This window comes from Nodularia chucula CCY0103, assembly GCF_963923915.1.
Classification (GTDB): Bacteria; Cyanobacteriota; Cyanobacteriia; order Cyanobacteriales; family Nostocaceae; genus Nodularia; species Nodularia chucula.
This window is the reverse complement of the sequence record NZ_CAWUOL010000001.1, coordinates 183,439-204,542: the sequence shown is the minus strand read 5'-3', so window position 1 is coordinate 204,542 and position 21,104 is coordinate 183,439. Positions and strand designations below refer to the sequence as shown.

Annotated in this window: 19 protein-coding genes; 8 read left to right on the top strand and 11 right to left on the bottom strand. The window is 41.4% G+C overall.

The window, feature by feature from the left end; translation table 11 throughout:
• Positions 1 to 27: 27 nt before the first annotated feature.
• The 4 genes from ACM0OP_RS00850 to ACM0OP_RS00835 all read right to left on the bottom strand — a co-directional run bounded on the left by ACM0OP_RS00850 (position 28) and on the right by ACM0OP_RS00835 (position 2,296).
• The gene (locus tag ACM0OP_RS00850) at positions 28 to 837 is read right to left on the bottom strand and encodes a TPM domain-containing protein (RefSeq protein WP_414526483.1); all 810 of its coding nucleotides are present in this window, start codon (positions 835 to 837) and stop codon (positions 28 to 30) included.
• Positions 838 to 1,025: 188 nt separating this feature from the next.
• A complete protein-coding gene (locus tag ACM0OP_RS00845; RefSeq protein WP_414526482.1) occupies positions 1,026 to 1,487 on the bottom strand; it encodes a hypothetical protein in 462 nt (153 codons plus the stop codon).
• Positions 1,488 to 1,507: 20 nt separating this feature from the next.
• Positions 1,508 to 1,849, bottom strand: coding sequence for a YtxH domain-containing protein (locus ACM0OP_RS00840; RefSeq protein WP_414526481.1), 342 nt, complete (start codon positions 1,847 to 1,849; stop codon positions 1,508 to 1,510).
• 111 nt (positions 1,850 to 1,960) lie between these two features.
• Positions 1,961 to 2,296 (bottom strand): hypothetical protein, encoded by a 336-nt coding sequence (locus tag ACM0OP_RS00835; protein WP_414526480.1) that lies wholly within the window; start codon positions 2,294 to 2,296, stop codon positions 1,961 to 1,963.
• A 187-nt stretch (positions 2,297 to 2,483) separates the two neighbouring features.
• On the opposite strand from ACM0OP_RS00835, the gene dpdE reads away from it, so the two are divergent.
• Together dpdE and ACM0OP_RS00825 are read left to right on the top strand one after the other, a co-directional pair.
• Positions 2,484 to 5,786 carry a protein DpdE gene (gene dpdE / locus ACM0OP_RS00830; RefSeq protein ID WP_414526479.1) on the top strand — a complete coding sequence of 1,101 codons (3,303 nt, stop codon included), beginning with the start codon at positions 2,484 to 2,486 and terminating at the stop codon, positions 5,784 to 5,786.
• 765 nt (positions 5,787 to 6,551) lie between these two features.
• A complete protein-coding gene (locus tag ACM0OP_RS00825) occupies positions 6,552 to 6,764 on the top strand; it encodes a hypothetical protein (RefSeq protein ID WP_414526478.1) in 213 nt (70 codons plus the stop codon).
• Positions 6,765 to 6,810: 46 nt separating this feature from the next.
• Here ACM0OP_RS00825 and ribD read toward each other — a convergent pair whose 3' ends face one another.
• The 4 genes from ribD to ACM0OP_RS00805 all read right to left on the bottom strand — a co-directional run bounded on the left by ribD (position 6,811) and on the right by ACM0OP_RS00805 (position 10,781).
• Positions 6,811 to 8,043, bottom strand: coding sequence for a bifunctional diaminohydroxyphosphoribosylaminopyrimidine deaminase/5-amino-6-(5-phosphoribosylamino)uracil reductase RibD (gene ribD, locus ACM0OP_RS00820; protein WP_414526477.1), 1,233 nt, complete (start codon positions 8,041 to 8,043; stop codon positions 6,811 to 6,813).
• Between the two features lie 181 nt (positions 8,044 to 8,224).
• Positions 8,225 to 8,860 (bottom strand): rod shape-determining protein MreD, encoded by a 636-nt coding sequence (gene mreD / locus ACM0OP_RS00815; RefSeq protein WP_414526476.1) that lies wholly within the window; start codon positions 8,858 to 8,860, stop codon positions 8,225 to 8,227.
• A gap of 18 nt (positions 8,861 to 8,878) precedes the next feature.
• On the bottom strand, positions 8,879 to 9,676 hold the full coding sequence (mreC, locus tag ACM0OP_RS00810; RefSeq protein ID WP_414526475.1) for a rod shape-determining protein MreC: 798 nt from the start codon (positions 9,674 to 9,676) through the stop codon (positions 8,879 to 8,881).
• Between the two features lie 94 nt (positions 9,677 to 9,770).
• Positions 9,771 to 10,781 (bottom strand): rod shape-determining protein, encoded by a 1,011-nt coding sequence (locus ACM0OP_RS00805; RefSeq protein WP_414526509.1) that lies wholly within the window; start codon positions 10,779 to 10,781, stop codon positions 9,771 to 9,773.
• Between the two features lie 367 nt (positions 10,782 to 11,148).
• Here ACM0OP_RS00805 and ACM0OP_RS00800 point away from each other — a divergent pair, with 367 nt between their 5' ends.
• Positions 11,149 to 11,511, top strand: coding sequence for a single-stranded DNA-binding protein (locus ACM0OP_RS00800; protein ID WP_414526474.1), 363 nt, complete (start codon positions 11,149 to 11,151; stop codon positions 11,509 to 11,511).
• 53 nt (positions 11,512 to 11,564) lie between these two features.
• Here the strand turns inward: ACM0OP_RS00800 and ACM0OP_RS00795 are convergent, their stop codons facing one another.
• Positions 11,565 to 12,311: an SIMPL domain-containing protein gene (locus tag ACM0OP_RS00795; RefSeq protein ID WP_414526473.1), complete on the bottom strand. Its 747-nt coding sequence runs from the start codon at positions 12,309 to 12,311 to the stop codon at positions 11,565 to 11,567.
• Between the two features lie 220 nt (positions 12,312 to 12,531).
• Between ACM0OP_RS00795 and ACM0OP_RS00790 the strand changes: the two genes are divergently transcribed.
• The 4 genes from ACM0OP_RS00790 (at position 12,532) to murI (ending at position 18,122) form a co-directional block, all read left to right on the top strand.
• Entirely contained in the window at positions 12,532 to 12,945 is a 414-nt protein-coding gene (locus tag ACM0OP_RS00790; protein WP_414526472.1) for an EVE domain-containing protein, read from the top strand.
• A gap of 96 nt (positions 12,946 to 13,041) precedes the next feature.
• On the top strand, positions 13,042 to 14,532 hold the full coding sequence (locus tag ACM0OP_RS00785) for a cation:proton antiporter (RefSeq protein WP_414526471.1): 1,491 nt from the start codon (positions 13,042 to 13,044) through the stop codon (positions 14,530 to 14,532).
• Positions 14,533 to 15,146: 614 nt separating this feature from the next.
• Entirely contained in the window at positions 15,147 to 17,069 is a 1,923-nt protein-coding gene (locus tag ACM0OP_RS00780; RefSeq protein ID WP_414526470.1) for an N-acetylmuramoyl-L-alanine amidase, read from the top strand.
• Between the two features lie 198 nt (positions 17,070 to 17,267).
• Positions 17,268 to 18,122, top strand: coding sequence for a glutamate racemase (gene murI, locus ACM0OP_RS00775; RefSeq protein WP_414526469.1), 855 nt, complete (start codon positions 17,268 to 17,270; stop codon positions 18,120 to 18,122).
• Between the two features lie 57 nt (positions 18,123 to 18,179).
• On the opposite strand, the gene ACM0OP_RS00770 is transcribed toward murI, so the two are convergent.
• Positions 18,180 to 18,356 (bottom strand): hypothetical protein, encoded by a 177-nt coding sequence (locus ACM0OP_RS00770; protein WP_414526468.1) that lies wholly within the window; start codon positions 18,354 to 18,356, stop codon positions 18,180 to 18,182.
• 1,062 nt (positions 18,357 to 19,418) lie between these two features.
• Between ACM0OP_RS00770 and sds the strand changes: the two genes are divergently transcribed.
• A complete protein-coding gene (sds, locus tag ACM0OP_RS00765; protein ID WP_414526467.1) occupies positions 19,419 to 20,390 on the top strand; it encodes a solanesyl diphosphate synthase in 972 nt (323 codons plus the stop codon).
• Between the two features lie 86 nt (positions 20,391 to 20,476).
• Here sds and ACM0OP_RS00760 read toward each other — a convergent pair whose 3' ends face one another.
• The gene (locus ACM0OP_RS00760; RefSeq protein WP_414526508.1) at positions 20,477 to 20,950 is read right to left on the bottom strand and encodes a hypothetical protein; all 474 of its coding nucleotides are present in this window, start codon (positions 20,948 to 20,950) and stop codon (positions 20,477 to 20,479) included.
• Positions 20,951 to 21,104 lie beyond the last annotated feature (154 nt).

Genomic DNA, 21,104 nt, shown 5'->3' with positions numbered 1-21,104 from the left:
TTTAATTTTCACTCAGCACTGAGGAACTTAAGACTCAGCATTAGAAGAAGAACGCATCAAAGCAGGAATTAAGTAAGCAACTAAAGCGCCAATCAAAAAACCAGAGATATTACGAACTAGAGGCAACCAATCACTGGTACGTGTCACCACCGGGCCAATACCAAAAGCGATAAACAAAATTCCCCAAAGAGGGGAAAAAATTAAAGCCCATTGCCAAGCAATAATCTGTCCTTCTTTTTGGGGATGAGCTGCAAATCCACAAATTATCCCCCCCACAATGGAAGTAATGAGTGTGAGTATCCATTGTTCTTTAGGTAGTCCAGGAACCACAGAACAACCACCTTGCAGCAAACAGCCCTCAACTGAATTTAAGGCTTGTAAAATGGCTTGATCTTCTCCTTCATCTCGGACAAAATACAAATTTCCGAAGCGAGTTTGCAATTCTATCCAAAAAGTCCGGGGTAGAAGTTCATAAACGGCATCTCCCACACTAAAACTGAGAATGTTACCGCCACGAGAATCAGCCACTAGCAAAATACTTTTATCATCTAAATTCCAATAATTAATCACTGCACGACCAGGGGTGCGGTCATACTGAGTTAAGACTCTGAGTTTCCAGCCAGTTTCACCTTCAAATTGTTCTAACTCTGTCACCAGTTCCGCTTCTTGGATATCTGTGAGAGATTTAGCTAAATCTATGACTGGAGTTTGATAGTTGGGTAATAGGTCAGGATTATCGTAAGCCATTGCTGGGGGTGAATGCATTACCCACATTGACACAGCCAAGAAAAATACAGTTATAGATACCAGAGTTCGTCGCCAAAAACAGGAATGCATGGACGTTCTTATACAAGTATAAACAGTAGAAGTGAACAAGTTGTTTTAAAAGAGTATGAGAAAAGTGATACTTCTTTACACTTGTTTACTTTACTCTAATTTTAGGGATTTAAGCAAAGGTTAATCATTAGTCATCGGGAAGTTACCATCTTCTCTCCCCTGCACCCTGCACCCTGCCCCCCTACTCCCTACTCCCTACTCCCTACTCCCTTTTTAATTTCTCGTTCTCGCAACGTTAAGGCTGGTTTTTCCTTCATTGATAGGCGTTCCACTCTTCTGACGGGTTTGGAACGTGTAAAAGATTTCCAAGCGGTTTTTACGCCTACAACTAGGCTGCGGGTGCTGATTTGCACGTTTTTAACTTGTTTTTTGGCAGTGTCTAAAGTTTGATCAACTTGCTGAACTACTTTACCTGCGCTTTGCACACCTTCACTGAGATCATCCGTTAAATCTGTGATTTCCATGCCGGTTTGACGGATAGAAAGTAATGTAGGTGGTAACTCCCGTGAGAGAGTGTCAAATAGCTTTTCTGCACTACGAGCGGCACGTGCTAACTCCTGCAAAGCGGGTATGGCCGCTACCAAAACAGCAGTGAGGCTGGCAGCGACTAATAATAAGGATAGTCCCAACCAAAACAGGGGATCAATCACGGTTATACCATCTATGAGCTTTACAATTGCGGCGAAATCGAATCTGAGTCTTGTTGAGCTTGTTGCTCTCTTAAGTTTTGGCTTTCGCGTTGACTAGCATCTACACCAGCTGCGATCGCATCTTGCAGTTTCTCTAAGGTATCATCCCAATTTCTCAGGGCGCTAGCCGAAAGGCGATCTGCCTGAATTTGTACACTGGTTGATAAATCTTCTGCTAAGTCAGGAATAGCGTTAGCAGATTTTTGTAAAAGTTTACGGGTTTCCCTTCCTGTACGAGGAGCTACAAGTAAACCAGTTAAAGCGCCAATGGTAGCTCCTAGCATGAAACCACCCACAAATACTCCAGAACGGTTATTAGACATTTGATTATTTCTCTCTTTACACCCATTTTAGGTGTGATGTTGACCAGTCGTGATGCCAATAATGCTATTTAGTTAATGTATCCTGACAGATATCAGTGAGAAATGTTGCTTTTATTTGGTGACTGTATTTTTTCTTGATCTCAAACCCATCCCGCCGAAAGACTTACCCCAGAAACGCTTTCCTAACAATAGTAAACTGATAATTTGACGTACTTGTTGCACTTGTAGCTGTAGCTGTTGGTTTCTTTGGCGTAGGTGATAAATCTGTTGCTGGGCAATATCAATATTTTCCGGTGCTGTAAACAGAACTGCGTGAGTATTCCGTTCATAGGCGTTGAGTTTATCAGCTACACACCCAATCCACTGCTTGAGTTTCCATACTCGCCAAGCTATGTAGAGTAGTAGCATTGAAATGAGAGTATTAATCACAACAACTGTCGTCACCATTGTTGATTCTTCTGGAACTACTGAGATTGTTCTGACTTAATCATAGCTACAGCACAGCAATATTCATCGGAGTTTTTTTACCTCTTCCTGATTCAAGTTGCCAGATTCTCGTTATCAAGCTAGTGTGGAGAACTGCTATTGCTCTTGGCGTAGTAATTTCTCTTAGAATCTTCAAATAAGTCGAAGTATGATTGAGCTTGGTTCACTGGTGCAGTCCCAGAAAAACTATTTGGGAATAGGAAAAGTTACTGAGATATCTCAACCCGATGTGATTGTTGAGTATTTCTGTTCCGGGGGGCAACGCCTCCAAAAAACCTTATCTTTAGATTCCCTATCTCCAGTTCGGCTTCCGCCACAAACTCGATGCTACATTAGCTCGCCGAACCAGGACACATGGCTAATTGGGCGAATTTGTACCTGGGATGAAGATACAGAAATGTATCAAATTGATTTACCTGATAAAAAGACGACAATTGCCACGGAACAGGAAATTTATGTCCGTTGTAATATACCGATTACAGATCCCATTGAAACTCTGGCGATGAAGGGTCATGAAACACCCTATTTTCATGACAAAAGATTAACCTTTGTTAAATCCTTAATTCAACAACGGGCTGTGAGTCGCGGCATAAAAGGGCTGATTTCCGCGAATATTGAACTTTATCCTCACCAAGTGGAAGTTGTCCGCCGGGTGCTGGAAGACCCAATTCAACGCTATTTGTTAGCAGATGAGGTGGGACTAGGAAAAACTATTGAAGCGGGTGTCATCCTCCGGCAATTTCTCTTAGACGAACCAAAAAAAGGCGCGGTGGTCTTGGTTCCTCAATATTTAGTTTCACAATGGCGGGCGGAATTAGAAAATAAATTTTATATCTCTCATTTTGGTAAACGAGTAGTGGTGCTGGCGGTTGAAGATATTCATAAAATTAACCAGAAAGCCAACATTGGCTGCTTAATTGTGGATGAAGCCCATCATGTTGCGGTCATGGCCATTTCTAGAGATGCTGCTGTGCGTCAGCGTTTTGAGTCTTGTAAAAATCTGGCTCATAAAAGCGATCGCTTGCTGCTATTATCTGCCACTCCTGTGCTGAACCACGAGCAAAATTTTCTAGCTATGCTACATCTGCTAGACCCAGTAACCTATAAGTTAAATGATTTGGCAGGTTTTCGGGCTAAGGTGCAAAATTGCCAAGAAATTGGGCGCTTTCTCTTGGCTTTTCCCGCAGGTACAAATGTTGATGTTAAGCAAACTCATCTCCAAGAATTGCGGAATCTCTTTGCTGAAGATGAGTATTTGATGAATCAGGCGAACAATTTAGAAAATTCTTTAACAGCTAAAACTGCTGACACGGGGGAAATTATCGCCGCCATTCGTACCCATATCAGCGAAACCTATCGGCTACATCGGCGAATGTTGCGTAATCGTCGTGCGGCGGTGGAAGATGTCATCTTTGATCGGGATGTGACACCCAAAGAAGAATATGATTTGGATGAGCGATCGCTTGATCTTCATGAATTGATAGAAAAATGGCGGACTCTCGCCCCCCAAGAACAGCCCTATCAGCAAATTTTTCTGTTGTTATTCCTGGCTTCTGGTACTTGGTTAGGAATTTTAGAACAGGTAATTACTGCGCGCCTCACAGGTAAAACCCCATCTCAACTGATCCCGGAGTTTACAGAAAATGAGCTGCGCGTCTTAACTACTACCCCGAAATTCCCAGAGGAATCAGAGATTTTACAATCCTGTATGCAAATTCTGCGTCAACCTGTAGAAGAGGGAGAACGTACAGATAATTTAAATACAGTGCTGCTGAATCAGTTAGCTACATACTTCAAAATTTCTGCCAGTGTTCGTAGAAATAAGTCAGAATTAATCACCAGAATACAGCATCGAGTTCGCCGTCCCATGCCTGGGGATATTTTGCCTAAAATCGTAGTTTTCACCAGTTTTAGACAGTCTTGTCAAGCAATTGTACAACGATTATCTCATTACTTTGGTGCAGAGGCGATCGCCAGCCATCAATTTGCCGAACCAAAAGAAAAAGTTGCAGAAAACTTAACTAGATTTCAAAATAACCCCGGATGCTTTATTTTAGTATGCGATCGCTCTGGTCAAGAAGGACTTAACCTACAATTCGCGGACTGCTTCATCCACTTTGACCTACCTTGGTCTCCCAATCAATTAGAACAAAGAATTGGTAGATTTGACCGCATTGGCAGCAAAATTGGCATTCAATCCTATGCCTTACTAGGACCATTCTTAGAAGATAGTCCACACAATGCTTGGTATCAACTCCTAAAAAATGGATTTGGTATCTTTGAGCAATCAATCGCCAGTCTCCAATTTTATGTAGATGAGAAACTGATAGAACTAGAAACAGCTTTATTTCAAAAAAGTGCTGCGGGATTATTGGCCGTGATTTCGCCAATTCAACAACAAATCACCGCCGAAACCTTGAAAATTAGCGAGCAAACTGCACTGGATGAAATTGATATTCTCAACGAAAATACCAGCCAATATTTTCAAACCCTTGATGATTACGATGCTTGTCATCTAGAAATGAAACAAGCAACTGAAGGTTGGATGTGCGACGCACTAGGATTTAAGCCAGTTAACAATCCCAACTCCGCCGAAATTAAGCGCTATCAACCAACAACCCGTACCTTAGTTTCTGTAGATGAATTACAAACCCACTTTGCTAATAATCATCCCGACCAATTTGGTACTTATAATCGCCGCATAGCTAACCAAAATTCTGGCGTTAAACTCTTTCGTATTGGCGAAGGATTAATTGAAGCCCTAGTCAGCCATATAAATTGGGATGATAGAGGTAAAACATTTGCAGTATGGCGCACAGATGAATCTTGGGATGCTACAAAAGGTAAAGAATGGTTTGGTTTCCGGTTTAATTATGTAGTAGAAACAAATTTAGAAGCTGTCAAAGAAGTTCTAAAAACTTACACACTAGATAACTCCCAGAGCTACACCTTAAAGCGTCGTGTTGATGCTTTATTTCCGCCCATGCTAGAAACTATCTTTATTGATGGTCGCAATGATTCTATGGGTTTAGTTGAAGATCAATTACTCCTAAAAATTCTGGAAAGACCCTATAAAGATAGAAATAGCGAGAGATCCAAAGATTATAATCTTGCCAAAGAACGTTTAGGAATTATTGATACTTTTGTCAATCCTAGTGATTGGCAGAATTTTTGTCATCAAGGTCGTAAAATTTCTAGTGAATTACTCCATAAGCATCCTGAATTTATCGCCTTACAACAAGAATATGTGCAGATGGCTACAAAGGAATTAAACAAAAAAGTAGAGCAATTAACCCTCCGTCTCCATCGCCAAAAAGAGGATACTGCACTTGCTCGAGAATTAGAAATAGAAAGTTCCTTGAAAACAGCAATTTTAGATGGGATTCATCAACCCCAGATTCGACTTGATTCCGTTGGTTTTATAGTTGTATCTGGGCGAAATCCTGTGTAAATGCTATTTGGTTAAAACAATCACAATAGCAGATATAGCAGTTATTATAGCTATTCTAGTTAAATTTTCTCACCCCGGTTTGCAACTGGGGTTTTTATTTTAATAGCACTCCGAATACAATTGAGGAGGAAAATATATACTAGTCCAAGTCAGCGTAAATAAACAGACCATTCAAAACCCATGAAAATCCCATATTATAAGCTTTTTGACTTTTAACTTTTGACTTTTGATTTCCGCCTTGCGGTACTAGTCCATAAGGTGGGTTAGACGGTGACAAAACTTCGCACAACACGAAAAATGCATTACCGTCGTAACCCACCAAAACATCCCCAGTCTCCAGTCCCCAGCTATAGTTGTGATAATTATTGATGAATAATGTAGACGACAACAAATATTCATTACAACTCTTCTACTTAAATAAGATTTTAAGTAACTTTTTGTGAATTATTAAATATATAGGACTATTATTTGATTATTGAACAAACACGTAGGGTGTGTATAGCCCAAGGGGCATGGCTTCGCTAAAGCGCAGCGTAACGCACCAAAGCCTTAATCATAGTGCGTTCCGGATTTCATCCTCACTTAAGTTTTTCATAAATCAAACCGGATTCCTATAGTGTCTTAATTATTAATCTTCATAAACTTATCAATCAGTCTATTAAGTTTTTTATAATAGTTGTCTCATGTTGTATATTTAAGCGTTATCTGTTCCCTAAATTGTGTAATCTAAATAATAGCTAAGTTAATGATTAACTAGAGGTCTTGATGACTCCTAAAATTCTGCGTCAGCTTTGGTCTGTAGTTGAAAATTCTCAAACCAAGCTCCTCTTACAGATGGATGATGCTAGCTTGGTACAATTGCTAGTAAAACAAACTACAAAGCAAGCATTGTTAGATGCCCACGAAACGGATTACCTCAGTGATTACATTCAATCTCGACTGACCCTCATCCGTGATCTTGCTTATGAGCGACAGTGATCAAGCCCACAGACAATAGTGACAACTATTGGCCATGGACTATCAACTATGAGTTTTTTTGTGGTAAATAACCTTCAACTAAGCAATCAGAACCAACCACACGCCAACGAACCCGTTCCAAATTCAGGGCTTCGGTCATAATATTCAAACCCAAATCACCCACAGGTGTAGGAGCATGACTACCACCAATAATTTTAGGAGCAATAAAAGCGAGAATTTTTTGTACTGCACCTTGAGCGATCGCACTGGCGGCCAAAGTACCACCACATTCCCATAAAATGCTACAAAAACCGCGATCGTACAAATTCGTCATTACCAACTCTGGTGTCAGGGATGTTAATTCTACTACCTCAACCCCCTGTTGACGCAAGAAATTTTGAAAATCAGGAGAGCTTCCCTCCTCTGTCAACACCAAAGTGGGAGCCTCAGTAGTTTGCCACAGGCGGGCATCTTCCGGCAAATTTAGCTTGCGACTCATCACCACCCGCAGGGGATTATGTGCGCCTACCTGATGACTGGTTAAGTAAGGATTATCTTTTCGGACTGTATTACCACCAACAATAATGGCATCACATCCCGCCCGTAGTTGATGAACTTGATTACGGGCATCTTGATTTGTCACCCAAGCACTGTGACCAGAAGTAGTAGCGATTTTACCATCTAAAGTCATGGCATATTTTAAAATCCCCAAAGGTTGTTTATGGAGAATACGATAAATAAAAGCCTCATTCAGTTGATAACAGGCTTCCGCTTCCACTCCTACAATCACCTCGACACCAGCCGCCCGTAAACGAGCAATACCGCCGCCAGCCACCAAAGGGTTGGGGTCAACTATACCTACCACTACCTTAGCCACACCAGCCGCAATTAATGCTTCTGAACAGGGGGGAGTGCGTCCATAATGATTACAAGGTTCCAGATTAACGTAAACGGTAGCACCACGAGCGCGATTCTCTTCAGTCGAGTCCCCCCCCACACCGGCAGCTTTCAACGCAAAAACTTCTGCATGAGGCTGACCTGCACCGGGATGAAACCCTTCCCCCACAATCTTGCCATCTTGGACAACCACCGCCCCCACTAAAGGATTTGGTGAAGTGCGTCCCAAAGCACGGCGTGCTAGTGTCAAACACCGTTGCATCATCGCCCGGTCAAATTCACTACCTATTGTCGGTTTTTGTTGTGAATTAGAGTCAACTGGCGATGGCAATATCAGCCCATTTTCCTGCGTATCATTGTTGAGAGAGATATCTGCTTGAGCAACCACTGGGAGATTATCCATAATTTTGGGCGGTACTTTCAATATTGTGTACCCTAGCTGCTCCTATCTTAAACATTGACAATCACATAAAAATTAGGACGGAAAGCAAATGGCAAGGACGTTAGGACAAAAACAAATCATGAAATCCCTGCAATTCAGGAGTTTCAAGCCTGCTCCCTACTCCCCACTCCCCACTCCCCAGCTATGATTTCAATACTTTGGACTTTTGCCACCACAAATTTAAGGGATAATAAATCACAGGGGCCCAAAGACTACTGAGAATAGCAGAAGCCAGAGCGCCTCGTTGGTAATACGCCCAGATATCTTCCGCTCTCATTGTGGTTTCCCCAGCGAAAATATCCCCCATGAAAGCTAATTGCAATCCAAAGATAGTTTCTGCCAAAATTGACATGAGAAAAACAATTAAAGCAATAGAAATAAAATCTTCTTGGATAAAACGCTGTTTTTGCAGCAACGCAGTCAAAGAACCGACAACAGCTAGACTAATTACACGGGTAGGTTCAGGTGATGTCATCGCATCTTGAAGTAATCCTAAAACTACACCAGCAAATAATCCTTGCCAGAACGAACGCTTTACACTCCAAGCCACCACCCAAATTAACAGCCAATTAGGGCCAATTCCCAATAATTCCATTCCCAAAAAGCGGGTTGGTAACATAAGTACACACAACAGCACAGACCCAAAGGTAACTGCCCAATTGATTATTTTACGTGTACCCCGGTTCCAGTGAAAAATAGATGTATTCAGCAGTGAAAATCTTCGCTTTAGCTCTCTAACTGTAGTAGGGCTGATACCTTTGAATAAAGGCAGTTTCATAAAAATCTCAATACACTTTTAGTTGGCTAATTCTGAGTTAGTTGGCTCTGTATCATCAGTACTTGGTGCGAAAGCATATACAGCAACCCAATCTAATGATAGTATCGGCGTTAAAAGCTGAACTTTTGCCACTGATGCCGGAGATTGTTTAAAATCAAGGAATGTAATCTTTCCCACTGGTATACCCGCAGGAAATCTCTGACTGTAAGTAGATGTAGAAATTAAATCTCCTACTTTGGCATCAGGCATTTTTCCATAAAATTCCAACACACCTTCACCAGAAGCATCTCCCCGCAAAATACCTTTAGCTGAAGAACGGTTAATTGTTACTCCCACTTGATTTTTCAGGTCACTAATTAGTAATACACGACTAGTGTTCGGAGTAACACTCTCTACTAAACCCACCAAACCACCATCAGCTTGGACAATAAAGCCTTGTTGAATGCCATCTTTAGAGCCACGATTGAGAATAACTTGTTGCCACCAATGGTCAGCACTGCGCCCGACTACACGGGCTATGATTGGCTCTGATCCTAGTGATTCTTTCTCAACGTAACCTAATAAATTTTGGAGGTTTTGATTTTGACCTTCTAAATCGGCTATGCGTGTTTGTAATTCCCAAAAGCGAGCATCATTCAAACGTTCTTCACGGGTTGGGCTTGTCTGTAACATTTCCAAGGGACGGGTAGCTAATTGGTACATTTCTAGGAGTACATGACCTTGAGTTTGTCTCAACATCCACGCACTACCCAGCACTACCGTAGCCAAACCCAGTTGCAGTAATTTACTATCCCACCAACGACGTACATTAACCATCTATCTCTAAGTTTATAAATTAAAAAAATATTACATTCTATTGACATTAAACCAAAATGTCACTCACAGAGAAGCCAATATCTATTTTTTTTAACTAAATATCGGTATAGGGACCTGTTAAAGTACGTTTTAGCTGATCAAAATTCTCTAATACTCGTCCTATTCCCAGGACAACACAACAGAGAGGATCAGCTGCAATGTGGGTAATGATACCTGTTTGTTGACTTATGAGGGTATCTATACCTCTGAGCAAAGCACCGCCTCCAGCGATCATAATTCCTCTGTCAATAATGTCTGAGGCTAATTCTGGTGGTGTCCTTTCTAGTGTTCGCTTGATAGCTTCTATAATCACTATTAGGGAGTCCAACATACATTCCCGAATTTCTTCGCCTCTAAGTGTGACAGTTCTTGGTAAACCGGAAAGCAAGTGGATACCTCGGACTTCCATCATTGGCTCTTCTTGATCTTGGGTGGGATAAGCTGAACCAATACGAATTTTGATATCTTCAGCCGTCCATTCTCCAATAACTAAGTTATGAGCTTTTCTGAGATACTTAATGATTGATTCTGTAAGTTCGTCACCAGCAACCCGTACTGATTCACTGATGACAGTACCTTGAAAACTGAGTACGGCAACTTCTGTAGTCCCACCACCAATGTCTACAATCATGTTTCCTGTGGCCTCGCCGACAGGTAGTCCAGCGCCTATTGCTGCTGCCATTGGCTCATCCATTAAGTAGACTTCTCTGGCTCCGGCTTTGATAGCGGCTTCTGATACGGCTCCTCTTTCTAGTTTTGTTACACCACTGGGAATACCAATGATAATTCGCGGTGTCATTAATGATTTACCGCCGTTGACGATTTTGATAAAGCGTTTTAACATCAGCTCTACTGCCTCTACATCAGAGATGACTCCATCATGTAAGGGACGGACTGCAATCACATTTTTTGGTGTACGTCCGAGCATTTTTTTCGCTTCTTCCCCTACTTCTAAGGCTTCGTCCCGTCTGTTTTCGTCAATGACGACTACGGAAGGTTCTTGAAGTACAATTCCTTTGCCAGATACATAAACTAAGGTGTTGGCAGTACCGAGGTCGATACCTATATCCAATGATGATTGAAAGTTCCTAAAAAGCCCCACTCGTCTCTAATTCCCTTATTTGTGATAATTGTTGGCTAAAAACTGTTAGAGTTAGTAGTGCTGGATCTTATTATGTTTTGGTGCAAGAGTCTAGCAAGTCAGCGATTTTCTCAAGGCCTTTAGCTATTCTGACTAGCTTTTAGGTGTCTATGTTGTTGATATTCCCTAACTAATTCAATATATCCGTATACTTTTGCAAGTTTTTCTAGCTAACTATTTCATTTTTATACTCAGGTTTACTGTTAAGTTTTTAACATATTTTGAAATGGCTTCACAATTAGTTATGATAAAAAATTACATATATCAGTAAGTTTGTACTATAAACAAAGCCATGAGTATTAACATTGTCACTCTTGTTGGTCGTGTCGGCGGCGATCCAGATATTAAATATTTTGAGTCGGGATCTGTGAAGTGTAGATTAACCTTAGCTGTGAATCGGCGATCGCGTAAAGACGATAAACCAGACTGGTTCACCTTGGAACTGTGGGACAAAACAGCCGAGGTAGCGGGTAATTATGTGCGTAAAGGCAGTTTAATTGGAGTTAAAGGTTCCTTAAAGTTTGACACATGGAGCGATCGCCAAACAGGAGCTAACCGTTCCATGCCGATTATTAGAGTAGACCAATTAGAGTTGTTAGGTTCCAAGCGGGATACAGAAGCAGGTATGGCAGATATGTCTTCAGAACACTTTTAACCAATCATTAATCATTTATCCTACCTGCTTTCCCTGATCCTCAGCCTAATAACTTAATAACGAATTTGTAGCGTTACAGATGCTTCTACCTCCTGTTCACCACCAATTACTGGTGTGGAAGCATCAGCGCTAGATAACTTACCAACTTCAGCACGCTGCAACATAGGTGGTGGTGGCGCGCTAGCTCCATTAACTTGAATACTTACCACTTCCTGAGCCTGGAAACCTAGACTACTTAAAACAGCATTACCTTGTTGTTGAGCATCTTGGGTGGCTTGTGTGAGTGCTTTTTTTTGAGCAGCTGCGATCGCCGGATCACTAGCAATAAAAGTCACACCATTAATTCCCGTTGCACCAGCTTTCACAGCTTCATCTAAAAGCACACCAACGTTCTCTGTAGCAATCCGAAAACTCACAGTATTATTAGCAGCATATCCAGTAACTCTTTGCACATTATCCGTATAACTATAAACTGGATTGAGACGGATACCCGTAGTTTGTAACTGATCCACATTTCGACTTTGCAGGAAACTTACCACAGCTGATGACCTCCGAGCCGCTTCTGCTTGGGCTGATTGAGCAGTTTTATCCTGAACGTCAACCGACATACTTACTTGAGAGAGAGTAGTAGGAATTTTTTCCACACCCCGACCGCTCACTGTCAGAGTTCGTAACATTATGTCTTTTTGTTGAGCTGATCCAGGTTGCATAAAAATTACACCTACCAGCAAAACTAATAGTAAGATTTTCCCAAAATTCCCAACCCCCAACTGAGAACCGGATAAAGCCTGTCCACCCATAAAATTTTGACTCCTCTTAAAAGATTATCCAGATGTTTAAAAGAAAAGTTATGTAGTAATTCACAAACTATCAACAAGCATCTCTGAACTATGATGAATTAAGCGCTCAGAATGTTGCCTTAGTTATTTATTATGACTTTGGCACTGTCTTGGTTATAACTAGGAACCGTTACATTTTTGGAAACTAAAAAAAATAATTAAAACTTGCGGAGATTATTTGATGGCATACTGGCTCCTCAAAACTGAACCAGAAAAATATTCATACTTTAATCTAGAACGAGATGGGAGTACAGTGTGGGATGGAGTCAACAATCCCCTAGCACTCAAACATATACGGAATATGCTAATTGGCGACTTAGCCTTGATATACCATACAGGAAAAGAACGACAAGTCATGGGTATAGCAGAAGTCGTCACTCAGCCCTATGCTGATCCAACATTAAACGATCCGAAACGAGTAGTTGTAGATATCAAGGCACTCAGAAGAGTCTCTGTACCCCTGGAACTAGCTCAAATCAAGCAAAGTGGACAATTCCCAGATTTTGACTTGCTGCGCCTTCCTAGACTGTCTGTTGTCCCAGTTTCGGAATTTTACTGGCAAAAACTAATTTCATTGACTAATAGCACAGAATAGTTTTCCATATATTTTCCCTTTATATAACTTCCCATAAAGTAGTAAAACTATAGAGAAGGATTTTCTCAGCACACATTAGGATTTTTGCACAACATAATGCAGTTATTAGATGCAATCAACGTATATTTTCCCCTGCTGGCCAGTACCACAGAAACAGCAGACAGTTCAATGGTGATAGGGGCAGTCTTACTGAGTTTAGTGGTAATTTATCTCGCCAGTAAAGTTGGTGGAGAGTTATCCAACCGAGTAGGGTTACCGCCTGTTTTAGGTGAACTCTTAGGAGGTGTGGTTGTGGGCATCTCTGTGTTGCATCTGTTGGTGTTTCCAGAAGGTGGAACAGACAGTTCTAACTCTCTGATCATGACCTTTCTCCAAATGACTGCGGGTTTAACTCCGGAAGCTACCCCAGCCGTATTCGAGGCTCAATCAGAAGTCATTTCTGTGTTAGCAGAACTGGGTGTAATCATTCTGCTATTTGAAATTGGGTTGGAATCCAATTTAAAAGACCTGATATCCGTGGGGGCCCAAGCCGCCGTAGTAGCAGTGGTGGGGGTAGTAGTACCTTTTACTGCTGGTACTGTGGGATTAATGTTTTTCTTTGGTGTCGGTGCTGTACCTGCAATTTTCGCTGGGGCGGCTTTGACTGCTACTAGTATTGGGATTACTTCCAAGGTACTGTCAGAACTGGGAAAACTTAGTTCCAAAGAAGGACAGATTATTCTCGGTGCTGCTGTCATGGACGATGTATTAGGAATCATCGTCTTAGCAGTAGTTGCCAGCTTGGCTAAAGATGGGGTAGTAGACGTAAGCAAAGTTATCTACCTGATTATTAGTGCCAGTGGTTTTCTGATTGGTGCTGTAGTTCTAGGTAATATTTTCAACAAGACCTTTGTAGCGATCGCCGAACAACTGAAAACACGTGGTGAACTAGTCATCCCAGCATTCATCTTTGCCTTCGCTATGGCCTATTTAGCCTCAGTAATTCAATTAGAAGCAATTTTGGGAGCATTTGCAGCAGGTTTAGTCCTAGAAGAAACAGATAAACGCAAAGAATTGCAAAAGCAAGTTATACCGATTGCTGATATCCTTGTCCCGATTTTCTTTGTCACTGTTGGGGCAAAAACAGACTTAGGAGTGTTGAACCCAACCATTCCCAGCAATCGAGAAGGTTTAATTATGGCAATCTTCCTGATTATAGTGGCCATCATTGGTAAAGTGATTACAGGTTTTAGTGTCTTTGGTCAACCCCAAATCAACCGTTTAGCAATTGGTGTGGGGATGGTTCCTCGTGGTGAAGTCGGTTTGGTTTTTGCTGGTGTCGGTGCTGCCAGCGGTGTTCTTTCCAAATCACTGGGAGCGGCAATTATCATGATGGTGATCATTACCACCTTTATAGCTCCCCCACTATTAAGGTTGGTATTTCCTGAATCAGACAATTTAGTCACAGACTCAGACAAACTGATTTTAGAAAATGCAACTGGGACACCCTTGAATGTTGAAAAATCTCAATCGATTGTTGCTACGGTAAATGATGGCAAAGACCAGGAAAATAACTTAGATTCTGGGGATAAAGCATCCAAAAGCTAACTAATTTGACGGACAACAGACTGGGGTGGAGAGTCTATAGTCGAGGAAAATATCTTCCTTAAATCAAACAGTCAATCCCCAACCCCCAGTCTCAGGAAACATAATCCCTCAATGTCCGTCCTTGGAGATTATCAATTTTAGTTTTTGTCTCACTACTACTAGCATTCAAAATGTTATGTTTGACCAGTCTTTCCCCGCTTGATAATGTGAATTTAGCTATTTGGCAACAATTAGCTATCAGTGACTGCAACTTTGAATACATCAATTAAAAGTAGTTGAAAATTTTTACTCAAAACATTGATTGCCAGACATTACCAATCTCAAACACACTTAACAGGCTAAGTCAAGTATCACGAACAAAAATTGACTGATTATAGTTAATAATCGTGATACTCTTGTTGCATCTAAAATACTTTGCGGGCATGAATATAATATCCTGATAGGATGGCAAAGTTAGAGGGAATACTAGTAATTTAAGCCATTAATTGTGTCTTTATAGCAGCACAAAAGTCACAAAAGTATCAAACAGAAAGATTAGGTTGTAACAGTGTGACGATGAGCATATATGTTGAGATATTGATGGCTCCCATGAACGCGAATCAGGAGAAAGGATTGTGAAATTACACTGGTTACTACCCAGTACTGTAGGAACTCTTGTCTTACTATCGTCGCCGGCTGTAGCAGCAAGACTGGAATCTTGGCGTTTTGATGCCAATCAAAATAGTCTGGAAATTAACACTAACAGCCCTGTTCAACCCCAAGCACAACTCATATTTGGCCCTACCCGTCTGGTAATTGATTTACCCGGCACTACCTTCGGGCGGCCACAGTCCACCCAACAGGTAGGTGGTGCGATTCGTGCTGTCCGTGTGGGACAGTTTGATCCACAAACAACACGCCTAGTTGTGGAACTCAGTCCTGGCTATACTCTAGACCCCCAGCAGGTACAATTTGAAAACGTCAGTGCCAATCGCTGGCGGGTAAAGTTACCAACGCCAATACAAGAGAATGCAGCCCAACTTAGTCCTAGCCAACCTACTCCACCACCATCTACTGCTACAAATATCTACAATGTGGTAACTATTGATTCTGATGCTGCACCCAGACCAGAGTTCTCTAACCAAATTGCTAGCGCCACACCAGGAAGAACTCAAATTCAGAACTTACAGGTGACAGGGGATGGGTTATTTCTCCGGACTAATGGGGGCAATCCTCAAGTTAAAGTTAATCGCAGCAGCGATCGCAATACCATTTTTATGGATATCGCCGATGCGAGCTTGTCACCCAGTTTAACCCAGCGAAATAATGAAATTAACAGACATGGTGTTAATCGGGTAGAATTAACAGCCTTAAATGGCCAACCACCGGGTGTCCGCCTGACTTTGCGAGTAGACCAAAATAGTCCAGACTGGCAAGTAACTAATAGTAGTAATGGCGGTTTGGTGGTTTTACCCTCTCGTGTGGTGAGATTACCAGCAAATGCTACTGTCAATAATCCCCAAAATAATCAGCCAGCACCCCCACCCCCAAGTAATAACAATATATCAATTGCCAATAATTCCCCAGGAACAATTCAGTCGGTGGAATTGGCAAATAACGATACCCAATTACTGATTAGATCAGATAGCCAACTCAACGCCACTGGTGGCTGGGATAGATCATCTGGTTTATTCCGCATCACTATTCCCAATGCTAAGTTAGCTGCCAACGTTACAGGCCCAAATTTTGGCCCCAATAGTCCCATTCTTCGGGTACGTTTGCAACCACAAAACAATTCTGTGGTGATTTTGGTACAACCAGCCACCGGAGTGCAAATTGGGGAACTAAACCAAGTTAGCAATCAGCTTGTAGCTTTACAATTACAAGGCTCTCGCCAAGCTAATGTGTCACCCCCAGTTGCTTTACCACCTCTACCACCACCAACCCAAGGACAATTACCAACTCCCACTGCTCCCCCTCAACCCAGACCCCAGCCTGCATCACGTCCCGCACCTAAAACCAGAGCAGTAGTGATGATTGACCCCGGACATGGCGGTAGAGACCCCGGAGCAATTGGTATTGGCGGACTGCGTGAAGCGGATATAGTTTTGCCCATTAGCAAAAGAGTAGCCGCGATTTTGGAGCAAAACGGTGTCCAAGCCGTATTAACCCGTGATTCCGATTATTTTGTCAGCCTCCAAGGACGTGTGCAGTTGGCAGACCGAGCCAATGCTGATTTATTTGTCAGCATCCATGCGAATGCCATCAGTATGAGTCGCCCGGATGTCAATGGTTTGGAAACATATTATTTCCAGAGTGGTCAGAGTTTAGCTCGCTCGATTCATAATAGCGTGGTTCAGAATGTCACTATCAGAGATAGAAACGTCCGACAAGCCAGATTTTACGTCCTCAGACAAAGTTCTATGCCTTCAGTGCTAGTAGAAGTAGGTTTTGTCACAGGGGCGCAGGATGCAGCTAGGCTGAGAACCACAGCTTACCAAAATCAAATGGCAGATGCGATCGCTCGTGGTATTCTCCAGCATCTACAACGCAGATAAGTTAATCACTCAATATCAATCTTCTGTTAGCCCCACGCCTGTAATCTGTCATGCACCGTGGGAACTTCAGAAAATTCTGATCTGTGAACACCGCAGGTCAGAATTTTATTTTCAAATCGACAATTTAGACGTTACGAATCGAATATTTTCTGCTACATTTTGTATTTTATATCCCAGAAGCTCAACCAATATCTACCTGTGTACTCATCATCCATTTTTGACGACAATTTTGCTGATAAAGAGCCTCAACGCGCCCCCATTGGCGTTTTTGATAGTGGAGTCGGCGGGCTGACAGTACTCCGTCAACTTTATCGCCATCTTCCCCATGAATCGATCATTTACTTTGGAGATACAGCAAGATTGCCTTATGGCATTCGATCGCAACTAGAAATCCTACAGTATGTGCGCGAAATCCTCAACTGGATGCAGCACCAAGGGGTAAAAATGGTAATTATGGCTTGTAATACTAGTTCTGCCCTCGCACTAGAAATAGTCCGACGAGAGTTTAGTATGCCAATCATCGGAGTGATTTTACCAGGGGCTAAGGCAGCAGTACAGCAAGGCAAACGCATCGGTGTCATCGCTACTCCAGCCACAGCTAAAAGTAATGCCTATCGTCATGCTATTCTGGAAATTGATAGCAATGTTAAAGTCTGGCAAGTTAGTTGCCCTGAGTTTGTGCCACTAATTGAACAAAATCGCATCCATGACCCTTACACTGCTGAGGTTGCACGGTCATATTTAGAACCGTTAATTCAGCAAGACATTGATACCTTGGTTTACGGCTGTACCCATTATCCCCATCTTGCACCAATACTGCGATCGCTTCTCCCCTCTCAAGTCAAACTTGTTGATCCAGCAGTTCACGTCGTAGCAGCTTGTACTCAAGAATTAGACCTACTGGGATTAAGAAATACGCACCCGCCATTACCAACACGCTTCTCTGTTAGCGGTTGTCCAGAAAAATTTGCCAAATCCGGTGTTCAGTGGCTAGGACATACTCCCGCAGTGGAAAGTGTCGATTTTACTGATACCACCGTGCATCAATTTTAATAGTTATTAATAAATTATGTGAATTTGCAATTGTACCTGATCTCTAAAATTGTTAGCCTATTGACTGTTAACCACCTCACTCACATGAGCATTTACTAACACATCTGAATCCTGTTTTCCGGGATTAGTTGTAGGTATAGTTTGAGGATCAGATTTTTTGCCCGTTCTCTTGGCCAGTGCTAATAATAAATAGACTGTAAACAAATATCCGGCGGCTAAAATAAAAGTCAACATAGGTATCTTCCCGTAAATCATGGTTCTACCACCACTCTTCTCAATGAAATATGTGATTTTTTAGCATTAGTAAAAACTCAACCAACTCAGTGATCCTTGATGGTTGATATTTTTCTATAAAATTTTCCGTAAATATACAATTATTTACGGTTAACTAAAATAATTATTCAATTGACCTTTTGCAGACCACACACCACAACAGTTAAATTGCTAAACTGCAATTCCCACTGCACTCCTCAGCAGTCTAATGAGTCTGCATTATTTATGGACATACCCCTATGAAAACAAAATTTTTAGCGTTGAACAGATGCTAAAAACTTTCAGCGATATCCTGATGGTTATCACAATATTTTACTTCTGGAGGCTTATTTTGCCGATAAAGAATAAAGAAATAGTTTTCTTAATTCTTAGTTGACAGTGATGACTTATTTTAGACACTCAAACCTGTTGAGTAAAATTACTTAAAATTTTACTTTGGCAAAAATGAGTGGTGAAAAATTTAAAATCCCTAGTAAGTTTAGGGTAACACAATGATCCTCAGTTTTAAGACCAATTTGCGGTTAAATTTAAAAATTTATAGATATTCAAAAATTCATATCCTCAGACTGATCTATCCCTTGTTAAAATTATAAATGTATAATAGTTTGTATTATATACAACTTTGATTTTGATTGATTAGAATTAATTTTTGGCAGAAAAACAGCAATACTGTGGTAAATCAGTGGTTATAGAAAATATATATATAATTTACTACTTACTTAAAAGTATACAGAAAAAATTAAGTAATTTATATTTATTTCACTATTGACGATAGCAACAAAAAATTTAAAAAAATATTTTTTTAAAGCAGAGCATATTTTTTGGAGGCAAAAACAGAGCGATAGACGCTATACATAAGGATCGTAGGCAATTAAGATATCTGGATGATCTTCAAGATTGACAAATAATAGGCAGCAAACAAGCAAGTATTCTCTAATCAAAACTTTGCGCTGGCACAGGGTTATCTTAAAATGAGTGTAGGATATGTAAACTTTCGTAACCTAAGCCAGAGTCCGCCCATCCATGACCTCAGCCACCTCCCTGTTTACCCCTGTGGAAGCAGACCTGCGACTACTAGCAGACAACCTCAAGCAGCTAGTTGGAAATCGCCACCCCATCCTATTTATGGCCGCCGAACATCTATTCGGTGCTGGGGGAAAGCGTATTAGACCAGCAATTGTTCTGCTGATATCGCGGGCCACAATGTTAGAAAAAGACATAACCCTGCGTCACCGCCGCCTAGCAGAAATCACAGAAATGATTCACACGGCAAGCTTAGTGCATGACGATGTGGTAGATGAAGCACAAATGCGACGTGGTGTGCCTACTGTTCATAGTCTGTTCGGTAATCGTATTGCTGTCCTAGCAGGAGATTTTCTCTTTGCCCAATCGTCCTGGTATTTAGCCAATTTGGACAATTTGGAGGTGGTGAAACTACTCTCAGAAGTGATTATGGATCTGGCTACCGGCGAAATCCAGCAAGGAATAAATTGTTTTGATAATGGTATCTCTATAGAGACTTATCTCAAAAAGAGCTATTACAAGACAGCTTCGTTAATTGCCAACAGTTCCAAAGCAGCTGGTTTACTGAGTGACGTTTCTTCAGAAACTGCCGAACATTTGTACAACTATGGTCGTCATCTAGGTCTGGCATTTCAGATTGTAGACGATATTTTAGATTTCACTAGCACATCTGACACTTTGGGTAAACCTGCTGGTTCGGATCTCAAAAGTGGTAATCTCACTGCACCCGTTTTATTTGCTTTAGAGGAAAAACCAGACCTAGAAGCACTGATTGAACGGAAGTTTGAGCAAGCAGGAGATTTAGAGCAAGCCCTAGATATGATTCAAGACAGTCAAGGTATACAGCAAGCGAGGGAATTAGCGGCTTACCATGCTAAGTTAGCAGTTGATCATCTGGAGGTTCTGTCCCCCTCTGAATCACGAGAAGCACTAATTAATGTTGCTGACTACGTACTCAGTCGGCTTTATTAACAAATTTGAGATTTTTCAATTAAAAATTTTAGGTTTTGCAGTTGGAATGTTAGATGTATCTAATGAATCCCAACTGCAAAATTTATTTATGCAATATTTGGCGGAATTTGTGAACCTCTTGGCTGCTGTTTCATCTGTTGTTGCAGGAGGTTTTGCAATTCTGCACGTTTAATTTCCACAGTATGAGTGGTCTGACCCGGCGTTTCTAAAAAAACTATGCTATCTACGGGTTCTAATGCCACCATTTGGAACAAAATATGGGTTACAGGAACAATTTTAGGTACGATTTGAGGGTCTAGCCCAGCAGGTGAAATTAGGGAGACATCCTGTATGGTAGAAAAAGCGTAGACAACACGCTTCTCTAATCCTGGATTTACCCGATTGCTCAATGTGGTTAAAACCCAGCTTTCTTCTGAATCCTGAAGAATATAGTACTGGGAATGGCGTAACTTTTTAGTGATCGAGATCAATACAGGACTAATTGCTGAAACAAGATGTGGTGTTATGCCATCGCGGGGTGCATTATTAATCAGCAATTGAATTTGTTTTTTTAAATCCATAATGACTTGTAAACGGCTCCTGGGTAATGGCAAAAGCATCTATCAAATTGTGAACGATCCCATCAAAGTTGGGAACAATCAATATCTGGCACATTTTAAGTACCGGACTAGCCCATGTTTAGTTAATCAGTAAATCTAAACCACCAGCCAACAC

Bases quoted from the DNA above. Each gene is read 5' to 3' on its own strand.
- ACM0OP_RS00850 (WP_414526483.1), bottom strand. From the start codon at position 837: ATGCATTCCTGTTTTTGGCGACGAACTCTGGTATCTATAACTGTATTT.
- ACM0OP_RS00840 (WP_414526481.1), bottom strand. From the start codon at position 1,849: ATGTCTAATAACCGTTCTGGAGTATTTGTGGGTGGTTTCATGCTAGGA.
- ACM0OP_RS00835 (WP_414526480.1), bottom strand. From the start codon at position 2,296: ATGGTGACGACAGTTGTTGTGATTAATACTCTCATTTCAATGCTACTA.
- dpdE (WP_414526479.1), top strand. From the start codon at position 2,484: ATGATTGAGCTTGGTTCACTGGTGCAGTCCCAGAAAAACTATTTGGGA.
- ACM0OP_RS00825 (WP_414526478.1), top strand. From the start codon at position 6,552: ATGACTCCTAAAATTCTGCGTCAGCTTTGGTCTGTAGTTGAAAATTCT.
- ribD (WP_414526477.1), bottom strand. From the start codon at position 8,043: ATGGATAATCTCCCAGTGGTTGCTCAAGCAGATATCTCTCTCAACAAT.
- mreD (WP_414526476.1), bottom strand. From the start codon at position 8,860: ATGAAACTGCCTTTATTCAAAGGTATCAGCCCTACTACAGTTAGAGAG.
- mreC (WP_414526475.1), bottom strand. From the start codon at position 9,676: ATGGTTAATGTACGTCGTTGGTGGGATAGTAAATTACTGCAACTGGGT.
- ACM0OP_RS00800 (WP_414526474.1), top strand. From the start codon at position 11,149: ATGAGTATTAACATTGTCACTCTTGTTGGTCGTGTCGGCGGCGATCCA.
- ACM0OP_RS00795 (WP_414526473.1), bottom strand. From the start codon at position 12,311: ATGGGTGGACAGGCTTTATCCGGTTCTCAGTTGGGGGTTGGGAATTTT.
- ACM0OP_RS00790 (WP_414526472.1), top strand. From the start codon at position 12,532: ATGGCATACTGGCTCCTCAAAACTGAACCAGAAAAATATTCATACTTT.
- ACM0OP_RS00785 (WP_414526471.1), top strand. From the start codon at position 13,042: ATGCAGTTATTAGATGCAATCAACGTATATTTTCCCCTGCTGGCCAGT.
- ACM0OP_RS00770 (WP_414526468.1), bottom strand. From the start codon at position 18,356: ATGTTGACTTTTATTTTAGCCGCCGGATATTTGTTTACAGTCTATTTA.
- sds (WP_414526467.1), top strand. From the start codon at position 19,419: ATGACCTCAGCCACCTCCCTGTTTACCCCTGTGGAAGCAGACCTGCGA.
- ACM0OP_RS00760 (WP_414526508.1), bottom strand. From the start codon at position 20,950: ATGGATTTAAAAAAACAAATTCAATTGCTGATTAATAATGCACCCCGC.